Below are 20,449 nucleotides of genomic sequence, written 5' to 3' on the forward strand. Positions count from 1 at the left end.
ACGAATCAAAAACAAAATGGTTACAAAAAAACAAGTATTTCTCAATATGAGTCATACTTGCATTTAAAAAAATTTTAACTATTTATTTTGTTGCTGCTTCAACTAACGCAATTACTTCATCATTTGTTTCAGCATCCAAAGCCTTTTCAGCCAATAATTTCATGTCAGCTGTATTTAACTTTTTCATTAATGAACGTGTCTGCAAAACAGAAGGGGCACTCATTGAGAATTCGTCCAATCCCATACCAACCAATAGCGGTACAGCAATAGGATCACCCGCCATTTCGCCACACATAGCGACGAACTTGCCTTCTTTATGAGCGGCATCAATCACATTATTGATTAAGCGTAAAATTGAAGGGTTATAAGGTTGGTACAGATAAGCAACCTTATCATTACCACGATCTGCAGCCATTGTATAACCAATCAAATCGTTTGTGCCAATTGAGAAGAAATCAAGTTCCTTAGCAAACTTGTCAGCCAGCATTGCTGCAGCTGGGATCTCAATCATAATTCCCAACTTCACATCACCCATAGTTACGCCATCTTTTTCAAGATTAGCACGTTCTTCTAAATAAATTTTCTTAGCATCACGGAATTCTGCCAACGTCGCAATCATTGGGAACATAATCCATAGATTACCATAAGCAGATGCACGTAACAATGCTCTCAATTGTGTACGGAAGATATCAGTTTGATCAAGAGAAATGCGAATTGCTCGATAACCTAAGAAAGGATTCTCTTCTTCAGGTAACTTCCAATAACTTAAGTGCTTATCACCACCAATGTCCATTGTACGAACTGTAACGGGCTTACCATCCATCTTTTCAATGACAGCTTTATAAGCTTCAAATTGCTCATCTTCTGTAGGTAAATGATCTGATTCCATATACAAAAATTCTGTACGGTATAAACCAACACCCTCAGAACCATTTTCCAGCACTGCGGGCATATCTTTTGGTGACCCAATGTTAGCACCTACAACGAACTCTTTGCCATCGGCACTAACTGATTGCTGATCTTTCAACAATGCCCATTCAGCACGTTGTGCTAAGTAGTCTTCTGCTTTCTTCTGATAAGACGCCAGCGTTGCATCATCAGGATCAACAATGACTTCACCCGTAAAGCCGTCAACAATCACAGTGATACCATCTGACACTTCTGCCGTAGCTACATCACATCCAACGACAGCTGGAATTTCTAAAGTGCGTGCCATAATTGAGGCATGGGCTGTACGCCCACCCAAATCAGTTAAAATACCTTTAACAAATTCACGATCAAGTTGTGCCGTATCTGAAGGTGTTAAGTCTTTAGACACTAGGATAACTTGCTCGTTAATTAGCGCTGGATTAGGTAGAGAAACGTTTAACAAATGAGACAAAATACGTTTGGTTACATCACGAATATCAGCTGCACGCTCTTGCATGTAAGCATTATCCGTCATAGCCTCAAACATATCGATATACATGTTCGTTACTTCTTTAACAGCTTCTTCAGCATTAACCTTATCGTCAGCAATTTTTTGTTTAAACGCAGCAGACATTTCTGGATCTGAGAGTACCATCAAATGTGCCTCGAAAACTTGCGCCTCTTCAGCACCTAAGTTTTGTTCTGCTTTGGTTTTGATAAGTTCAACATCAGCACTAGAAGCCTTCAAAGCATCATCGACACGAGCTTGTTCAGCTGCTACATCATTAATTTCAGTCTTTGTAAAAGATAAATCTGGATCAACTAATAAGTAAGCCTTAGCAATTGCTACACCGTTACTTGCCGCGATTCCTTTGAAGTTTTTAGTCATAATTATTCAGCTAGTCCTTCTGCTTCCATTGCAGTAGAAATAGCTTCCATTGCATCTTCTTCATCAGCACCATCAGTCTTGATTGTAACATCGGCACCTTGGCCAACACCAAGTGACATCACACCCATGATTGACTTCAAGTTAACATCCTTACCTTGGTAAGATAATGTAACATCTGAAGTAAACTTTGAAGCAGCTTGCACTAGTAGTGTTGCTGGACGTGCGTGTATTCCTGTTTCTGCTATGATATGAAAATCTTTTGATTGTGCCATGATTATTTTCTCCTTTTTAGCTGTGAATCAGCTTCTGCTAATAGTGTATCAAAGCGCTTACAAAATATCAAGTAAAATGTTAGCTAAATCGTTGGTATGACAGGCTAAACAGTTAAAAACGTTGTTGTATCAGGGTTTTATATGTAAACGTTTACATATATAATATGTTTATTTTCTGTAAACAAAAAAACAACCCTAAAGTTGTTTTAACATTAATTTAAAAATTCATGGTTTCCTGATGCTTTCCCTAACCGATTATTAAATGCTTTTCCTAATCCAATAGCCGGCATTTTTTCAACATAGATTGTTTGAATATCAGGTTCATCATCGTAAAAACGTAAACCAGCAAAGAGTTGTTCTGTTGCACTCATTGTCGTGCAGCCCAACGACCACGTTTGCTGGATGGATAAAGCCAATTTTTTTAAGGTACTATCCTGTGCCATAACTGCATCATGAGATGTAATCACTTCTTTTAATGACAAAGCATCTAATGAATCAAACATGATAACTTGTTTGTCTGGGGCATAGTGTCTATATTTCATACCAGGGGCTTTTGGTATAACATTATCAGCAACTGAAGTAGTACTAGTTGCATCAATAACTTTAGTACCAAGTACTTCTTCTAATTGCTGTTGTGTCACTGCGCCTGGTCTCAATATTGTTGGTGTGTCATTAGTCATATCAATTACTGTTGATTCGACACCCACCTGTGTTGGCCCATCATCAATAATTGCAGCTATCTTACCCTGCATATCGTGCCAAACATGTTGTGCCGTTGTGGGAGAGGGCTTTCCAGATGTGTTAGCACTTGGTCCAACAATCGGCACGCCAGATTGCCTAATCATTTCACGCGTCACATCATTTGCTGGCAGCCTGAAAGCAGCTGTTTGCAACCCCCCTGTCACCATCATAGAGACTTGACCAGTTTTAATTGGTAGAATAATAGTCAATGATCCTGGCCAAAATACCTTCATTAAGCTCAAAGCAGCATCAGTTACTACAACAAAATCTTCAAGTTGATCAATGTCTGCAATTGTCATAATCAAAGGATTATCAGCAGGTCTCCCTTTGGCAATAAAAACCTTGCTAACTGCTTCTTCGTTTGTAGCATCAGCGCCTAAACCATATACCGTTTCAGTCGGAAAAGCTACCACTTCTCCTGATTTAATTAACTGACTGGCCAAATGTATATTATCACCGTCTATACGCTCTGTTTTCATCTTAATTTACTCTCCTGCAAAAGTTTTACTCATTTATTAATGACACGAATCATACGATCCAGCCCAGCAAAGTCTTGTTTCAAGGTAATATCAGCTTTTGGTAAATATGTTTCCATAATTTTTTTAACTTGTTTTCCTTGTTTATAACCTATTTCAAAATAGGCACGTCCGTGTTCAGTTAAATGGTTTGATAATCCTGAAGCGATTCTTCTATAGATGGCTAAACCATCCTCTTCTGCAAATAATGCTTGGTGCGGCTCATATTTTATCACACTACTATCCATCTCATGTTGATCATGTTCTGAAATGTAGGGCGGATTACTAACAATCAAATCAAACTTCAAATTAGATAACCCAGAATACACATCACTTTGTATAAACCGTAATTGCTTAACTCCCAATCTTTGCGCATTTGCTTCTGCAACAGATAACGCATCAGCAGAAATATCAACTGCAAACCCTCTCACACGAGGATTTTCTAACATTAACGTCTCAATAATTGCTCCAGATCCCGTCCCAATATCTAGTACAGAAACTGTATTCCCGGTTTTACTGCTAGCATCTTTAAGAATCCATTCAACTAATTGTTCTGTTTCTGGTCTTGGTATGAGAACCCGTTCATCTACAAGATACTCTCTACCATAAAAAGGTGCTTGCCCTAAAATATATTGTGGCGGTTGTTGTTGTGTCAATTGTGCAATCCATTTCGGCCACTTTTCCACTAAGTCATCTGGCATCATTCGTGACATATTTGCACGTAAATATCCATAATTAATGTTCAAAGCACCGGTCAAAAGGAAATCAATATTATCTGTAGCCTCATCTCGATCAATGCCGGCAGCCGTTAACTCATTAATTGCCCATTTTTTGGATTCCAAAAGTGAAATTTTAATTTTGTTTGTCTTAGAAGTTTTTATGTGTTGTTTATTATTAGAAGGTTGGCGAGATATCACTTCAAATTGATGAGGCGTTTTAAAATTTTTTTCTACCATAGTTACACATTATTAAGATCAGCTAGTTTGGCAGTTTGGTCGGCAATGACTAATGCATCAATAACTTCTCCTAATTCACCGTTCATAATACGATCAAGTTTATTCAATGTTAAACCAATACGATGATCAGTTACACGGTTTTGAGGATAATTATAAGTTCTGATACGCTCAGATCGATCACCTGTCCCAACAGCGGACTTACGCTTTTCAGCATATTCTGCTTCGTTTTGTTGAGCATAAAAATCGTAGACACGGCTCGCTAACAATTTACGCGCTTTTTCTCGGTTTTTAATTTGTGTTCTTTCTTCTTGCATTTTAACCATGATACCTGTTGGTTTGTGAATTAGACGTACTGCTGTTGAAACCTTATTGACGTTTTGACCACCAGCACCACCAGAACGGAAAAATTCTTCTTCCAAATCTGATTCAGCTAGCTCAAAATCTATTTCTTCAAATTCAGGCATCACACCTACAGTAGCAGTAGATGTATGTACGCGCCCTTGTGTTTCAGTAGAAGGTACACGTTGTACACGGTGCGCACCAGATTCAAACTTTAACTTTGAATACACATTGTCACCAGTAATCATAACAGCAACTTCTTTATAACCACCAACTTCTGTTAAAGATTCATCAATAATGCTAAGTACCCAACGCTGTTTTTCAGCATAACGACGATACATATCTAATAAATCAGCAGCAAATAACGATGACTCATCTCCTCCAGCAGCACCACGAATTTCCATAATAATATTCTTGTCATCATTTGGATCTTTAGGTAACATCAAAATTTTTAACTCAGATTCGAGTGTTTCCTTTTCAGGCTTTAATTCATTTAAATCTTCTTTAGCCAAAGGTGCCATCTCGGGATCATCCAGTAAATCTTCAGCATCTGTTATATCTTGTATGACCTGTTGATAACGAGTATACGTTTCTACTGTTTCACGCATCTCACCAGCCTCTTTTGATAAGGTCATATATTTTTGACCATCGCTGGCAATTTCCGGATCAGCTAGTTGTTCGTTGAGTTCATCATAACGATCAACAACTGTTTGTAAAGACTCAAATATGGGGTCCATGTTATTTCTCCAATGTTAAATAGTTTTTATAAAATAGACTTGTTTCTAATTCATTTTCGTCGTTAATGTTGTTTTGGAAACATCACCGCCAGTTTTTGTATATCTGGTTTAAACCAATGATGTCTGCATGTTGGAATATAGGCCTCGTCACCACCAATAAACACTTGCACACCTTGACGCTGAGGTTCTCCATTCACAATGCGTAATTGCGTTGTCGCTTTTTTACCACAGAATGAACAGATGGTTTTCATCTCTTCAAGTTTATCAGCCAATTCGATCAGTCTCTTTGAGCCTTCAAATAACTGGTTAAAAGCATCTTGTTTCAATCCAAAAGTCATGACGGGAATATTCAATTCATCAACGACATAGGCTAACTGATCGACTTGTTTTGCACTCAGAAATTGTGCCTCGTCAACTAATATCACTGCTAAATCATCATTTTGTTGACTTTTTTTGACTAACAGATATAAATCATCTTCTTTTTTTATGACCATGGCCTGCCGCGATAAACCAATTCGGCTAGCCACAATACCAACACCAGCCCGCGTATCTAGTATTGGTGTCATCAATAAGATATGACGTCCTTGCGATTCATAGTTATGGGCTACTTTAAGTATTTCAATAGACTTTCCGGAATTCATCGCGCCGTATTCAAAGAATAATTGTGCCATAATCATTTATGTATTTAAAAAGTACAATACATAACCTTTCAATATATTTAACATATTACTAATAATTGTCACTGTTTACTATTATAGCAAACAGTGTCAAATAATTAATTATCAAATCGTCTTATGCCTATTTTTAGTCATCTTATTTGCCATTTCAAAGATAACTATCCTCGTGAATCTACCCAAAACATACCTTTGTCGTGGTAAAATGATAATTATGAAAGTGGGGAAACTTATGACACTTAGAAGTATAGTTGCACGTGCCACAGCCAAAAGCGCTCATTGGTTCTTGCATGACGTCATGCACCGTGGTGGTACAAGCCTACCTGGTAAATTGGCTGTAGCCATTGATCCAAATATCTTAAAGTCAATTCAGCAAGATTTTGACTTGGTCATTGTTACTGGTACAAATGGCAAAACCTTAACAACTGCTCTGATAACACGTGTTTTGCAAGCTGGTGGTTATGAAGTGATTACAAATCATTCTGGTTCAAACATGATTCAAGGTGTTACCGGCACATTAGTCACACGTAAAATTAAACCATCCTCTAATGGAAAAAAGCCAATTGCTGTATTAGAAGTTGACGAAGCTAACGTTGAAAAAATAACCCATGCAATTAAACCTAAAATGTTTGTTTTAACAAATATTTTTCGTGATCAATTAGATCGTTATGGGGAAATATACACAACTTATGACAAAATTATTGCTGGTATCAAGCATGCACCTGAAGCAGTTGTACTAGCTAATGGCGATTCTCCCCTATTTACCAGAGGGGATTTCCCAAACGAAAGACGCTATTTTGGATTTAATCATATCTCACCTGAAAATTATACTCCTGGTCCTGCACCGATTAACACTGACGGTATATTGTCACCAACAGACCATACTGTATTAAACTACGATTTTATTACTTACGCTAATCTGGGAAAATATTTCAGTAATTCAGATGATTTTGCCAGACCAAATTTACGATACCAAGTTACGAGTATTGATAAATTAACACCAAACTACTCAACATTTGCAATCGATGGCACACCATTACGAATTGAAATTGGTGGTTTATATAATATATATAACGCACTAACCGCATTTTCTGTTGGGCGAGAATTCGATGTGTCACCAGAACAAATTAAAACAGCGTTTGAATCAAATGCACAAATTTTTGGCAGACAAGAAGCTATCCATGTTGATGGTAAAGATGTCACAATTGTTCTGATTAAAAACCCTGTTGGCACAAATTCTGTCATTGATATGATGTTAACTGAAGACCATGAATTTTCATTATTAATATTACTCAATGCAAATTATGCCGATGGTATTGATACCAGTTGGATTTGGGATGCTGAATTTGAAAAGCTACATGATACTAACATTAAAGCAGTAGCCACTGGTGGTGAACGTCATAAAGATATCAGTGTTCGTTTGAAAATGGCTGGTTTTGAAGACCAAGCTACCTATAAGGATTTAGCAACAGTTGTCCAAGCAATCAAAGCAATGCCAACTGAAAAAGTTTATGTTGCTGCTACTTATACTGCTATGTTACAACTTCGCCAACAATTAGGAAGTGCTGGCTTTATCAAGGGAGGTTTTTAATGTCAACATATACACTTTCTTTTGCACACCTTTACGGTGATTTAATGAATACCTATGGCGATTACGGTAATTTTATCGCATTCAATTATTACGCAAAAAAAATTGGTGTCCAAACTGAATATCACTTAGTTTCATTAGATGATAAATTTGACGCTGAAGCCTTTGATTTTGCTCTCTTTGGCGGTGGACAAGATTATGAAGAATCAATTGTTGCAGAAGATTTGAAATATAAAGTTGATGATATTAAAGACTATATTGAAAATAATGGGCCGTTATTAGCTATTTGTGGTGGTTTTCAATTATTAGGTCACTACATTGAAATGGCTGATGGCTCAAAAGTTGATGGTATCAGCGTGATGGATCATTATACAACCAATATGTATCAAGATAATCTTACTGTTCTTAAAGGACAACGCTTGACAGGTAACATTGTGATTAAAAATAATGACACTCATGAAGAATATCATGGATTCGAAAATCATCAAGGACGTACTTTTTTAGGTAAAGATGAACGAGCACTAGGTACTGTTATTTCAGGAAATGGTAATAATGGTATGGACAAAACCGAAGGCGTCATTTATAAAAATGTTTATGGCTCATATTTCCATGGTCCTATATTCACTCGTAATGGTAATTTAGCAAAGCGTTTACTAGTAACTAGTCTGGAACGTAAGTATCCAGGTATCGACTGGCATAGTCAACTAGAAGCTATTGAAACAGAATCATTTTAAAAAGCACATCAACACAATTGTGTTGATGTGCTTTTTTATTTATGTTGTTTATGAGTCGAATTGTAATTATCTATCTTCTGTTGCTTAACTTTGTTAATTTCGCGATGATACCAACGCATAATCATAATTAAGCCAACCGTAGAAATAGTCATCGCAATAACAACCCAGACAAAAAATAAAGTTAATTTAGTTTCAAATGACATTGTTTACTCCTTAATTGAATTTACTCAGACAAATGATAATAGTACGTTGAAATTGAAATATCAGTTCGTGCAGCAAAAGCTGTTCTTAAGCGTAATGAATTTTGATTATGCAATATATTTTGCCAAGGTTTTTTAGGCACAAATTGTGGTAATAAGACCGTGACTGAGTGATTCCTTTTCCCAGCTTGCTTAACAACTGCATCAACAAAGCCAATTGCTGGTTTAATAATTGATCGATATGAGGAATGAATATCTACATAACGTACATCAGGAAAATCCGCTTTAAACGCGTTCGATATTTTTAACTCTTTTTTTGGATTAACATCAAAGCTGACGTGCATGGCAATAACGTAATCACCAATAGATAATGCATAATCAACAGCTTCTGTCGTCACTTTAGTCACATTTGATACTAAAACAATAACTGTTGATCCATCATATCGATGTCTGACAGCGCGATCGTTTTTCACTGATTCTAATCTTAATTGACGCGCAATACTAATATAATGATTTTTAACTTTTAGAAATAAGAATAATACAATCGGCATAATTAATAAATAAGGCCAAACATGTTCAATTCTAGTGGCAAATAGAGTAAGCACCAGAATAGCCGAAATGGCGGCACCAACAAAATTAATCATTGCCTTAAATACCCAACGTGCTGGCCTCTTACGCCACCAATGAATAATCATGCCCGATTGCGACAAAGTAAATGGTACAAAAACACCAACGGCATATAGAGGAATTAAAGCATCAGTTGAGCCATGAAAAATCATTAATAATATAATCGCACCAAATGCTAGTGACAAAATACCATTTGAATAGCCCAAACGATCTCCCTTATCCATATATAGGTGAGGAAGATATTTATCTTTGGCTAAATTAAGTGCTAGCATTGGAAAAGCAGAAAAACCTGTATTTGCTGCAACAGCCAATATCAAAGCTGTTGCCAATTGAATAACATAAAAGCCAACTCCATGACCACCGAACGTGGTTGCCGCAATTTGTGATAAGACTGTTGAATGCGCATTTGGTGTTATACCATACCAATAACTTAAGAAAGTAATGCCACCAAAAAACATCGCTAATACAATAGCCATCATTGTTAGTGTCGTCGCAGCATGTTTTTCCTTGGGTTCCTTAAAATTCGGTACAGCATTTGAAATTGCCTCAACACCAGTTAAGGAAGACGAACCACTGGAAAAAGCTCTCATGAATAGCACAAACGACAACCCTGAAAAACTGGTTCCGATTTTAGCAGCGGCATGATACGGCAATTGGCCTGTTATCGCTTGGTAAATCCCCCACAAGATCATAATGCCTAATGCCCCGATAAAAAAATAGACCGGGAACATCAGAAAATTAGCACTTTCACGTAATCCTCGTAAATTCATACCTGTTAATAGTACAACGACAATCACGGAAAGTGGCACAACATATGCCTGTAAAAATGGTACAGCGGCAGTGATGGCATCTGCTGCTGCTGATGCTGAAACAGCAACTGTTAACATATAGTCAACCAATAAAGAGCCACCTGCAACCAAACCAGCTTTGGCACCCCAATTTTCACTGGCAACGGCATAAGCCCCACCACCAGAAGGATAAGCATGAATAATTTGGCGATAACTCAACACAATCGCTGCCAACAGAATAAGCACTAATATGGCAATTGGCAATTGCAACCACAATGCAACTGCTCCCGCAGCTAACAATGTCGTTGTGATCGATTCTGTACCATACGCCACTGACGACAGCGCATCTGAAGAAAGTAACGCTAAAGCTTTCTTTTTAGACAACGATTGGCCACCCTCATCGAGTGTTTTCAGTGGTTTACCAATCAAAATCTTCTTGATATATTGAAACATATTCTTCTCCCAAGCATAAAATAAAAACAGCTATGCTCAAACCTTTTTGTATATTACTCATCACATTGTACGCCATTTCACAGCTTAAAAAAAGCCATCATTTATGACGGCTTTGTAACAAAAAACATTAAATTTTATTGACGAATGCATCAAATATTTTCTGAGCTTCCGGATTGGTCATCAATAACATTTCTGGATGCCATTGTATACCATATATTTTTTTATCATCATTTGAAAAAGCTTCAATTACACCATCAAAACTTTTAGCATCAACCACTAAACCATCCGCTAAATCTTTAATTGCTTGATGATGAAATGAGTTAATTAGCGCTTCAGGAGAAACAGCGTCATCTAACCAATTAGATCTTTCCCATGATACACGATGTGTAGGTGTTGACCACTTAGTCGGATACTGATCATGTTTAACTGTTAACTTTGGATATTGAGTTGGTAAATCTTGATACAGCGTGCCGCCCATAGCCACGTTAATAACTTGTGCCCCACGACAAATACCAAATACCGGTTTACCAGCACGAATAGCTTCTTTCAATAAAGCCAACTCAAATAAATCGCGTTGACGATCAATTTCACCAATCTGTGGTATAGGATCTTCACCATAATAATCTGGTGAAACATCCTGACCACCAGGTAATAGTAACGCATCAACACTATCAATGTATGCTTCAGCTAATTCCGGTTTCCCTAAAGGTAATACCATCGGTAATGCCCCTGCCCCCGTAATTCCCGCAATATAATTTTTTTGAACATAGTTAACATAATTTGTCCCAAATCTAGGGTTCGCATGTACGACATGATTACTAGAAATACCTATTTTTTTCATGAATGATACCTCAATCTGTTATTTTGCATATTTATAGTTTTGATAACCAATAAGTGGATAATTTAAATTTTTCACCGTGCTTTTAAGTAAATGAACATTTGACATCTGATAAAGTGGTGTAACACCATTCAAATCATTGTTTAGTTTAGCCGCTTCTTGTTGTAATTGGTAACGGCTATCGTTTGCTTCCCCTTGTTGATTAATTTGCTCAATTAAGTTGTCATATTTTTCATTATGCCATTTTGTAAAATTAATCGCACCATTAGAATATGCCATATCTAAAAAGTCAATTGGATCGTTGTAATCAGTAGACCAGCTTAACGTCCCAGCTTGAAAATTTCTTGAATTAAATGCGGCTATTTCGGCATTTAAAGGCATTTTATTTAAGTTGATTGTGACATCTGGCAATACAGTCTCAATTCGATGTTTTAAGTAAGTACCCAACAAATTATAACCATCTGTATCTGCAATATTCAACGTAATACTAATCTTTTTTTGGTTTAATTCTTTTTGTGCTTGTTTCAAATACGAAGTTGCTTTGTCTTTGTCAAATGGTAGATCCAAATTTTTATTAAAATCTTGCCCATCGATTGTCACTTCGTTACTTGGCACAATAGATTTAGCAGCCACAGAGCCATCCCCTAAGGTTTGATTTGCTAGAACCTGACGATCAATAGCATAACTAATGGCGCGTTTAAAATTAGTATTACTTGTAATTTTGTCTTGTGATTGCCAAACAATAAACACCATTCGACCCTTGGGTTTGGATTGCATGCCTGAAATATTTTTCTTTTTCAAATCACCGATGACACTACCAGAGATTTCGGCCTCATCTACTTGTCCAGCAATATATTGCTTACTTGCAAGCGTGGCATCTTTAACAACGGTGCTCTTAATTGTTTGGTAATGAACCTGATTAGCTCCGGCATAATAAGGATTTTTGACAAATTCCCAAGATGTAGCTGACTGGTTCCACTTTTTAATCATATATGCCCCGTTAGACATAGTTGTCTGATCAGTTTGTCCATATTTCTTGCCGTACTGCTTCACTTTAGCTGAGTTGATAGGATATAACTGGTTAGCTAAAATAAAATTAAAGTAAGGTACAGGGTGCGATAAAGTGATTTCAATTGTTTTATTGTCAATTGCTTTGATACCCAAATTATCGATGTCGCTACTGTTTTTTCTAATCTCATCATAATTAGCTAAATCTTTAAAATGATTGGCACGTGTTGATTTAGAACTAGGATTGACTTGTCTTTTTGCAGAATCAACAAAATCTTGCGCCGTAACAGCCGACCCATCAGACCACTTTTGATTATCTTTTAATTTAATAGTATAGACTTTATTATCATTTGTTGGTTTTACAATCGATTGAGCCATGCCAGGTATTACTTGACCTTTGTCACTCAGTGTATATAAACCTTCAAGTGTCTGTGTTTCAGCCCAATTAGAACCAATATCATCAGCAAAGTTAGGATCTAAAGTAGTAATAGGATTCTGAACTGTCACGCTTAATTGATCTTTGCTTGTTTTAGATTTTTGATTGAGTAGTGTGTAACTCCCCAAAACAACTAACAACACCACAGAGATAGTAATCAATGGTTTTTTCTTCATGTTTTAGATACCAACTCCATCGTTTATTTAACTTATTTTTTCAAAGTATTGATTAAGTATAACCCGATAAGATGTTATTGTTCAACTCCACAAATACATTTCATACAATCACTTCAATCTATGTACGGCGACAATTCGCCATTGTTAGTGCCAAACTTCTTCTATGATTTCTTTAACCAATTTAAGCTTGTCCCATTGTTGTTTTTCAGTCAAAATGTTCCCTTCTTCTGTCGAAGCAAAACCGCATTGTGTCGAAAGCCATAATCTATCCAACGGCAAATACTTTGCTGCCTCATATATTCGATTAATAATGCTTTGCTTATCTTCTAATTCAGGTGTCTTACTGGTAATCAAACCTAGAACAACTTGTTTATCCCCAGATACTTTTGCTAATGGTTCAAAACCACCAGCCCGTTGTGAATCATATTCTAAGAAATAGGTCGCAACATTTTCTTTGGCAAATAATGTGTCAGCAACACTGTCATATGCACCGCTTGAAGCCCAATCAGAATGGTAATTACCACGACATACATGTGTGTTGATAGTTAAATCATCTGGAAGATTTTCAATAGCCCCATTATTAAGATCCAAATATAGACGCTTTAATTCATCAATATCAAATCCTACCCCAGCCATTGTTTCCCAAAATTTAGGATCAACCAACATGCCCCATGTACAGTCATCTAATTGAATAATTCTTGCTCCTGCATCATAAAAAGACAGAATTTCTTCGTGATATACTTTTTTAATATCTTCATATAATGCTTCTTGGCTATCGTAATAGTCACCAATTACTAATGCATTTTTACCTCGTACGAGTTCTGCATAAAATTGTGATGGTGAAGGAATAGTCACTTTTGCTGTTACACCAGCCTGATCAGCTAGTTGCTTTAAATACTGAAAATGTTTTATGAATGGATGCTTATCAGCACTGAAACTCAACTTACCATTTAGGCGAGCTGAATCATCTCGAGTTTCTTCATGAGCAAATAAGTAACCTTGACCATAGTTAAAATGCTCAATACCGTTAAATCCCCAGAAATTATCTAAATGCCAATATGAACGTCTGAATTCCCCATCTGTTACAACATCAAGGCCAATAGCTACCTGCTTCTCTACTAAATCAGCAATCGCTTCATTTTCAACTTCTTCCAAATCTGTAGCTGTAATTTCGCCATTTGCGAATTGCTTTCTTGCTTCTTTTAGAGACTCTGGACGCAAAAATGAGCCAACATGTTGAAATCCAATTTTTTGTAATGTATTTGTTGTCATAATTATCTCCTATACCAATAAAAAAATATTAATTAATCCATGGTCCTACTACATAGAAAAATGTAGACCGCACCCTCTGCTTATTATGGTAAAAGAATTCAAAAATATATCGCCGCCATAATAAATTTACTTCCAGTATCTTGTCGTGAAATTCAGTAAAAATAAATGTTTTACACGACTCTTCTTTCAAACGCATCACTAGATATGCCTTGTTCTAAGATGATTTTGGCCCATTCTTTTGCAGAATGTAAACTATGATCTTTAAAATTACCACAACTTTCAATTTCTGCAGCAGGCACTTCAACGATCTCGTCACTCACAATACGTTCTAATACTTTTTTAAATACTTTAGCCAATGTCTCTGAATCATAGTTAACCCATGAAATAACATGAAATCCTGTGCGACAACCAAATGGTGAAATATCAATAATGCCATCTATTTCATCACGAACCAATCCTGCAAATAAATGCTCTAGTGTATGTAATCCACCTGTTTCAATAGCTGTCTCATTTGGTTGTGTGAGTCTCAAGTCATAATTAGTAATCGAACCGCCATTTGGTCCTTCTTGAGTTTCAATTACACGTACGTAAGGTGCTTTAACCTTTGTATGATCTAATGTAAAACTTTCAACAACAGTTTCTGACATAATTATTCTCCTCCTTTAAAATAACTCAATGGTTTCTGTACTTCGGTTTTTGTCCCGTGATATTTTTTAGATATATATTCTTGTGATGATTCGCTGTGATATAACGTCAATAACTTTTGATAAGTTTTGTTGTCTTTATTTTTGTTAGACGTTGCTAGGATATTAATATTATCACGAGTGTCACTGCTAACATGTTCATAAGCCAAAGCATCTTTTAGAACATTTAAGCCACTTGCTTGTGAAACAGAATTTGAAATTAAAACGGCAGCTATTTTAGGATCTTTAACCACCCTACCACCAGTTGTATCATCAATTTCCTGAAATTTAAAATGATGGGGATTACTGCTTATCTTTTCAATTCCATCCAAAGCGCTAAAGTGATTATCTAATTTAATTAAGCCATTATCAGATAATAATTTCAAACCTCTTGATTCATCTGCTAAATCTTTTGCAATCGCTATTGTTGCACCATCTGGAATATCATCTAAGGAATGATAATGGCTTGAATATATCCCCATTGGTTCTAGATAGGTTGTTCCAATATTGATTAATTTTCCAACTTTACTAGACTTATTAAACGCTTCAAAATAACTGTAACTTTGGAAAGCGTTAACATCTACTTGCCCTTGGGCAGTAGCCACATTTAAGGATTGACCATCGGTAAATTCTTTAACATTAATATCTAAATGTAATATCTTGGCCTCATGACTTTTAGCGAGGTGACGCCATATATCAGCATCACTAGTCACGGAACCCACAGTTATCTGATGCGTTGATTTTTTAGCATGAAACAGTGTGAAACTCAAACCGAACAATATCATTAAACCAACAATTGACAAAATTATTTTGCTTTTTCTTTTCAAATACAACTTCTCCTATACGTTATTTTACTAATGTCAATTCTTGATCAGCGACTTGTTTAATTAATGCTAATTTTTGCCACTGATCTTCAATGGTTAATATATTTCCTTCTTCTGTCGAAGAAAAACCACATTGAGTTGACAGTGCAAGCTGTGACTTTGGCACAAATTCTGTTGCTTGGTTAATACGAGATAAAATTTCATCAATATTTTCTAATTCTGCAGATTTAGATGTAAATAACCCAAGGACAATCTCTACATTTTCACGATTGTGCCATATTTCTTCTAGAGGAGCAAAATCGCCAGAACGTTCATTATCATATTCTAAGAAAAAAGCATCATAATTCAGTTGACCTAAATATTTAGCGACAGCTTGGTAACTACCTTCGAACAAATAAGTGGACTTAAAGTTACCTCGGCAGATATGAGTTGATAACTTAAGATCATCTGGTAATCCTGATAATGCTTTATTAATCACATAGACGTCATCTTCTGCTAGCTTCTCTAATGACTTTTTTACTTCGGGCTGATCTCTATTGTGGTTAATTTGATTGATTAAATATGCCCAGGTTGTATCATCTAATTGGATATATCTAGCACCTCTATCATAAAAATGCTGTAAAGTATCATGATATGCTTGAGCCAAATCATCTAAAAAGTCTGTCCATTTTTCATAATATTTTTCCCAACCGTCTGATCTTTTGTCACGATTTATAATGAGACTGGGTGATGGAATTGTTTGCTTGGGTTCTATGCCATTAGGAACAATTGACTTTAGGTAATCAAAATCTTTAAAAAATGGATGATTTAAGTTAGCATGTACTTTTCCAACTAAGCGAATATTTGTTGAACGTGTCTTTTCACCATGAAATTTGTATGAGTCTTCTTGATCATAGAATTCAAAACCACCTAAGTACCCCAGAAAATCTAAATGCCACCATGAACGATTAAATTCCCCATCAGTCACAGCCAACAAACCAGCTTCAACTTGTTTGTCTACAAGTTTCTTTATTTCTTCATGTTGCACAATAAGTAACTCATCTTTGGTGATTTCACCATTCTCAAATTGCGCACGTGCCTGTTTTAATCTTTCAGGTCTCAAATAAGATCCCACCTGATCGAAAATATAGTTTAACTTTTTTGGTTCTGACATCTTGTTACTCTCCTTTTATTCAACTGCCACAAAAAAATCCCGTAGTTCAATCATATGACTGAACTACGGGACGTTAAAATGACGTGTTACCACCCGGTATTCATATAGGACTTTCGACCTATACCTTTAAACGTACGCTTTGTAAAAATCGTCGAGAACATCTGTGATAATTACTTAGTTATACGTTGTGCAATAACGGACACTACCGATTTTAATTCACCGCGCAACACATATGAGTGTTCGCTTGCTCATCTCCATAAAAAACTCCAAGACCATTTTCTACAACTGCCAAATACCCACTTGCACCAAATGTGAGTTCTCTACAAGATATTGGTTGTATACTTATCTCATCAACGTTATGTTGGTTATACTTTATCGCCAACATTATGAGATGTCAATACTTTTTTAAAAAAAATTTATTTTTATCATTTTTTTGACACATTAAAATTAAACTTTTATATGTTTTTATGGTATACTTTTCAAAAACTTAGAGAATAGGAGTTTATCATGTACGAACCAACAAAAAATAGTGATGCTGTTTTGGAAAACTATATCCATGAATCTGGTCGTCATGTCATGTTTTTATCAGCTGACTGGTGTGGCGATTGCCGAGTAATCAAGCCATTTGTCCAAAATATAAAAGATCATGTATCACAAACTGCTACATGGTTTGATGCAGATCGTGATGATAATATCGCCGTTGCCAAAAAATATAATATGCGTGGTATTCCTTCATTTGTATTATTCGAAGATGGCAAAGAGATTTCCCGCATTGGACATGGTGAACGTTTAACGCCACAACAAGTTCTTGAGTGGTACGATACAACGTTAAATTAAAAAACTCGGTTAAAACGAGGTTTTTTTATTATAATATTTGACAAAATTCAATGATTTCTTTATTAGGACCAAGTATATTGAAGTAACGTATGCCATTATCCCAGAAAGTTTTGATAGACTGAATATTTGAATCAATTAATTCAAATTTCCCAGCTTTTATAATTTCAAAAGCTTTATCAATATCAGTTGTATTCAATGAAAAATGATTAATTGCCCCTGAATGTCCGGTACTATCTCCTTCCCAAGTTTCGATGACAAGATTACCGAATTTCATAAACGCACAACGACTATCATCATTATGAAATAATCCAGCTTCTGTGAAACCTAATGATTGATAAAACTTTATTGTTTTTTCTAAATCTTATGTTGGCATACCAATATGTTGTAACCCCGTAAAATAATTACTAATAGTCATTTTTATCCCTTTCTACTATTCAATATCATGCTTAATTTCTGTTGCAAAGAAGTAACTTACTAATGCAAATGCAATTGTTGGTACGATAAATGATAGTTGCATCGAACCTACAGCATCTGACACCACACCTTGAATTGCTGGTACAACAGCGCCTCCAACAATTGCCATAACTAAAATAGCTCCTGCTGTCTCTGTATGCCTCTTATCTTCCACATTATCCAAAGTATGCGCATAAATGGTTGGCCACTGTGGTCCAAAGAAAAAACTAGCACCGACTGCAGCATATACAGCGAGCATACCAGGAGCAAACGTTGCGACTAATAGGAAAACGGTTCCTAAAATTGAATAGCTCGTTAAAACTTTTGTTGGCTTGATTTGCGTAAATAGCCACGTAGCCACAACCTTACCCAAAAAGAAAACAATGTATGAATAGATCATAAAATTTGAAGCTTGTGCATCAGTAATATTATGATTCATAACCAATGCAAGACGAATAGTAAATGACCAAACTGCTGTCTGCATCCCAACATAAATAAATTGTGCTAAAATGCCTTTTTTAAAGCGGTAGTTATGAATTAAATACACAATTGATTCTTTAAAGTTCACTTTTGGTTGTTTACTTTCGTCAACAACTGGTTTAGCACTAGGCATTTTTGTAAAAGCTAGAACAATCAACATCGCAATTAATACAAACAAAATATACTTGTATGGTTGTAATGTTAGTTGTAACATTTTTTCACCGTATGCAATACGCTCAGCGCCTTGCATACCACTCATTTTTTCTGACAAATTGCCCACTGATCCAAAAATCAGATACTTTCCCAATAAGATACCCGTAATACTACCGATAGGATTTAAAATTTGTGAAATGTTTAACCGCAAATTAGCATACTTTTTAGGTCCCATCATTGAGCTATATGTATCACTGGCTGTCTCTAAAAATGATAAACCAATCGCAATCGCAAAAATTGCAACTAGAAACATAGAATATGTCGCCACTCGAGAAGCCGGAAAAAATAATCCTGCACCAAGTATGTACGCTACTAGACCAGTCATTATTGTCACTTTATATGATGCTTTACGTATTACAAAACTAGCCGGGATAGCCACTAAAAAGTAGCCCCCATAAAACGCAGACTGCACGAAAGCGGTAGCTGCATCGTTTAATTCAAATACCGTTTTAAATTGCGTAATCAAAATATCATTCAAACTAGCTGCTGTTCCCCATAACGGAAACATTAATGAAACCACAATAAACTGAAATATCGGTGTCTTTTTTAAATAACCATCAGCTAATTGTCCAAAATCATGATGCTTTTTTGTTGTGCTACCAACAGTGTTAATCATACTGCTCTCCTCTATATAAAAAACTAATTGTAAGCGTTTACAATTATTAATGTTAGCACATTTTAAAAGTTTATGAAAGCCCTTTCAAAAGTGGTTTTATGAACAAAAAAACTATGTTTATCTTTAATAGATACCATAGTTTTTTAGCTTTTTATTTTTCAGTTTTATCAATAAAAGATTGTACGATGTCAGACGGGATAGAAAATCCCATTCCTTCAACACTTGTACCGTCATCTGATGCCGCAATCTTAGAAGAATTAATACCGACAACTTTTCCTGACAGATCAATTAATGGTCCGCCAGAATTACCAGGATTAATCGCCGTATCAGTTTGAATAACTGTTTGCGTCCCATGCCCTGTGGCTTGTGACGATAATTCACGTCTTGGTGCAGAAACAATGCCGCTTGTAACCGAAGTAGCATATTGTGACCCTAACGGCGAACCAATAGCCAAAACTTGTTGTCCAGACTGTATATTACTTGCTTTTTCAAGTGATGCACTAGTTTTAATCAAATTTGTTTCGGTTTTGATTAGAGCAAGATCTTTTTGGGCATCAGTTCCCACAACTGTCGCTTTGGCTTTATCGCCATTAGCCGTAATGATTTGTAATGCATTGGAATGCGCTACAACATGATTATTAGTGATAATATAGGCAAAACCGTTATCAATTTTGTAAACAACACCGGAGCCTTCAGAAGCAGTTTCTAACTGTCCATTTTGATTCCCTTGTGAAGAATTTTGTCCAAATAAACCCGAAAAACCATTTATTGGTTGAGACGATTCTTTTTGCATGTTCTGAACTGTCACAACTGCATTTTTAACTTTATTATAGGCTGTAGTAGCCTGATCCTGACTTGTATATGCAGTTTTATCAATATTTGTTTGTCCAGAAATGTTAGCCACTTTCTCAGTGGCTGGTTGCCTTTGAAACCAAGAATTAGTTTGTGTTCCCGAATAAACGACACCACCACCAACAAGAGCTGCTACCACTGCTACAGTAACTAGCGCATGTTTCATAATATGACCCTCCATTGTTT

19 protein-coding genes, 1 pseudogene and 1 other annotated feature are annotated in these 20,449 nt (G+C 36.1%); of the genes and pseudogenes, 3 read left to right on the top strand and 17 right to left on the bottom strand.

What is annotated here, in order from left to right; translation table 11 throughout:
- Positions 1-82 precede the first annotated feature (82 nt).
- From ptsP to K5Q12_RS00710, 6 genes are all read right to left on the bottom strand, one after another.
- Complete coding sequence (gene ptsP, locus K5Q12_RS00685) at positions 83-1,798, bottom strand: phosphoenolpyruvate--protein phosphotransferase (protein WP_220741844.1); 1,716 nt, start codon at positions 1,796-1,798, stop codon at positions 83-85.
- Positions 1,799-1,800: 2 nt separating this feature from the next.
- Positions 1,801-2,070, bottom strand: a complete 270-nt coding sequence (locus K5Q12_RS00690; RefSeq protein ID WP_220741845.1) for a phosphocarrier protein HPr — start codon at positions 2,068-2,070, stop codon at positions 1,801-1,803.
- Positions 2,071-2,282: 212 nt separating this feature from the next.
- A complete protein-coding gene (locus tag K5Q12_RS00695) occupies positions 2,283-3,290 on the bottom strand; it encodes an L-threonylcarbamoyladenylate synthase (RefSeq protein ID WP_220741846.1) in 1,008 nt (335 codons plus the stop codon).
- 29 nt (positions 3,291-3,319) lie between these two features.
- Positions 3,320-4,282 (bottom strand): peptide chain release factor N(5)-glutamine methyltransferase, encoded by a 963-nt coding sequence (prmC, locus tag K5Q12_RS00700; protein ID WP_220741847.1) that lies wholly within the window; start codon positions 4,280-4,282, stop codon positions 3,320-3,322.
- 2 nt (positions 4,283-4,284) lie between these two features.
- Positions 4,285-5,358 (bottom strand): peptide chain release factor 1, encoded by a 1,074-nt coding sequence (gene prfA / locus K5Q12_RS00705; protein WP_220741848.1) that lies wholly within the window; start codon positions 5,356-5,358, stop codon positions 4,285-4,287.
- Between the two features lie 62 nt (positions 5,359-5,420).
- A complete protein-coding gene (locus K5Q12_RS00710) occupies positions 5,421-6,029 on the bottom strand; it encodes a thymidine kinase (protein ID WP_220741849.1) in 609 nt (202 codons plus the stop codon).
- 235 nt (positions 6,030-6,264) lie between these two features.
- Here K5Q12_RS00710 and K5Q12_RS00715 point away from each other — a divergent pair, with 235 nt between their 5' ends.
- Positions 6,265-7,623, top strand: a complete 1,359-nt coding sequence (locus tag K5Q12_RS00715; RefSeq protein ID WP_220741850.1) for a Mur ligase family protein — start codon at positions 6,265-6,267, stop codon at positions 7,621-7,623.
- Entirely contained in the window at positions 7,623-8,354 is a 732-nt protein-coding gene (locus K5Q12_RS00720) for a type 1 glutamine amidotransferase (RefSeq protein ID WP_220741851.1), read from the top strand. The genes K5Q12_RS00715 and K5Q12_RS00720 overlap by 1 nt, the downstream gene beginning before the upstream one ends.
- Positions 8,355-8,389: 35 nt before the next feature.
- Here the strand turns inward: K5Q12_RS00720 and K5Q12_RS00725 are convergent, their stop codons facing one another.
- The 8 genes from K5Q12_RS00725 to K5Q12_RS00760 all read right to left on the bottom strand — a co-directional run bounded on the left by K5Q12_RS00725 (position 8,390) and on the right by K5Q12_RS00760 (position 16,812).
- The gene (locus tag K5Q12_RS00725) at positions 8,390-8,557 is read right to left on the bottom strand and encodes a hypothetical protein (RefSeq protein ID WP_220741852.1); all 168 of its coding nucleotides are present in this window, start codon (positions 8,555-8,557) and stop codon (positions 8,390-8,392) included.
- 20 nt (positions 8,558-8,577) lie between these two features.
- Positions 8,578-10,422 carry a potassium transporter KimA gene (gene kimA, locus K5Q12_RS00730; RefSeq protein WP_220741853.1) on the bottom strand — a complete coding sequence of 615 codons (1,845 nt, stop codon included), beginning with the start codon at positions 10,420-10,422 and terminating at the stop codon, positions 8,578-8,580.
- Between the two features lie 127 nt (positions 10,423-10,549).
- Positions 10,550-11,263, bottom strand: a complete 714-nt coding sequence (locus K5Q12_RS00735; RefSeq protein ID WP_220741854.1) for a gamma-glutamyl-gamma-aminobutyrate hydrolase family protein — start codon at positions 11,261-11,263, stop codon at positions 10,550-10,552.
- A gap of 18 nt (positions 11,264-11,281) precedes the next feature.
- Complete coding sequence (locus K5Q12_RS00740) at positions 11,282-12,880, bottom strand: peptide ABC transporter substrate-binding protein (protein ID WP_220741855.1); 1,599 nt, start codon at positions 12,878-12,880, stop codon at positions 11,282-11,284.
- A 144-nt stretch (positions 12,881-13,024) separates the two neighbouring features.
- Positions 13,025-14,152 carry a 5-methyltetrahydropteroyltriglutamate--homocysteine S-methyltransferase gene (locus K5Q12_RS00745; protein ID WP_220741856.1) on the bottom strand — a complete coding sequence of 376 codons (1,128 nt, stop codon included), beginning with the start codon at positions 14,150-14,152 and terminating at the stop codon, positions 13,025-13,027.
- Between the two features lie 170 nt (positions 14,153-14,322).
- Positions 14,323-14,799: an S-ribosylhomocysteine lyase gene (locus K5Q12_RS00750; protein ID WP_220741857.1), complete on the bottom strand. Its 477-nt coding sequence runs from the start codon at positions 14,797-14,799 to the stop codon at positions 14,323-14,325.
- Positions 14,800-14,801: 2 nt separating this feature from the next.
- Positions 14,802-15,620 carry a MetQ/NlpA family ABC transporter substrate-binding protein gene (locus tag K5Q12_RS00755; protein WP_220741966.1) on the bottom strand — a complete coding sequence of 273 codons (819 nt, stop codon included), beginning with the start codon at positions 15,618-15,620 and terminating at the stop codon, positions 14,802-14,804.
- 61 nt (positions 15,621-15,681) lie between these two features.
- Positions 15,682-16,812: a vitamin B12 independent methionine synthase gene (locus tag K5Q12_RS00760; protein ID WP_220741858.1), complete on the bottom strand. Its 1,131-nt coding sequence runs from the start codon at positions 16,810-16,812 to the stop codon at positions 15,682-15,684.
- Between the two features lie 63 nt (positions 16,813-16,875).
- Positions 16,876-17,175, bottom strand: a binding site (T-box leader).
- A gap of 144 nt (positions 17,176-17,319) precedes the next feature.
- Between K5Q12_RS00760 and K5Q12_RS00765 the strand changes: the two genes are divergently transcribed.
- A complete protein-coding gene (locus K5Q12_RS00765) occupies positions 17,320-17,649 on the top strand; it encodes a thioredoxin family protein (RefSeq protein ID WP_220741859.1) in 330 nt (109 codons plus the stop codon).
- A 28-nt stretch (positions 17,650-17,677) separates the two neighbouring features.
- On the opposite strand, the pseudogene K5Q12_RS00770 reads toward K5Q12_RS00765, so the two are convergent.
- The 3 genes and pseudogenes from K5Q12_RS00770 to K5Q12_RS00780 all read right to left on the bottom strand — a co-directional run bounded on the left by K5Q12_RS00770 (position 17,678) and on the right by K5Q12_RS00780 (position 20,429).
- Positions 17,678-18,064: pseudogene (locus K5Q12_RS00770) on the bottom strand (VOC family protein).
- A gap of 15 nt (positions 18,065-18,079) precedes the next feature.
- Positions 18,080-19,411: an L-fucose:H+ symporter permease gene (fucP, locus tag K5Q12_RS00775; RefSeq protein ID WP_220741860.1), complete on the bottom strand. Its 1,332-nt coding sequence runs from the start codon at positions 19,409-19,411 to the stop codon at positions 18,080-18,082.
- A gap of 151 nt (positions 19,412-19,562) precedes the next feature.
- Positions 19,563-20,429, bottom strand: coding sequence for a S1C family serine protease (locus K5Q12_RS00780; protein ID WP_220741861.1), 867 nt, complete (start codon positions 20,427-20,429; stop codon positions 19,563-19,565).
- Positions 20,430-20,449: the final 20 nt, after the last annotated feature.

The organism is Leuconostoc palmae (assembly GCF_019656075.1).
Lineage (GTDB): Bacteria > Bacillota > Bacilli > Lactobacillales > Lactobacillaceae > Leuconostoc > Leuconostoc palmae.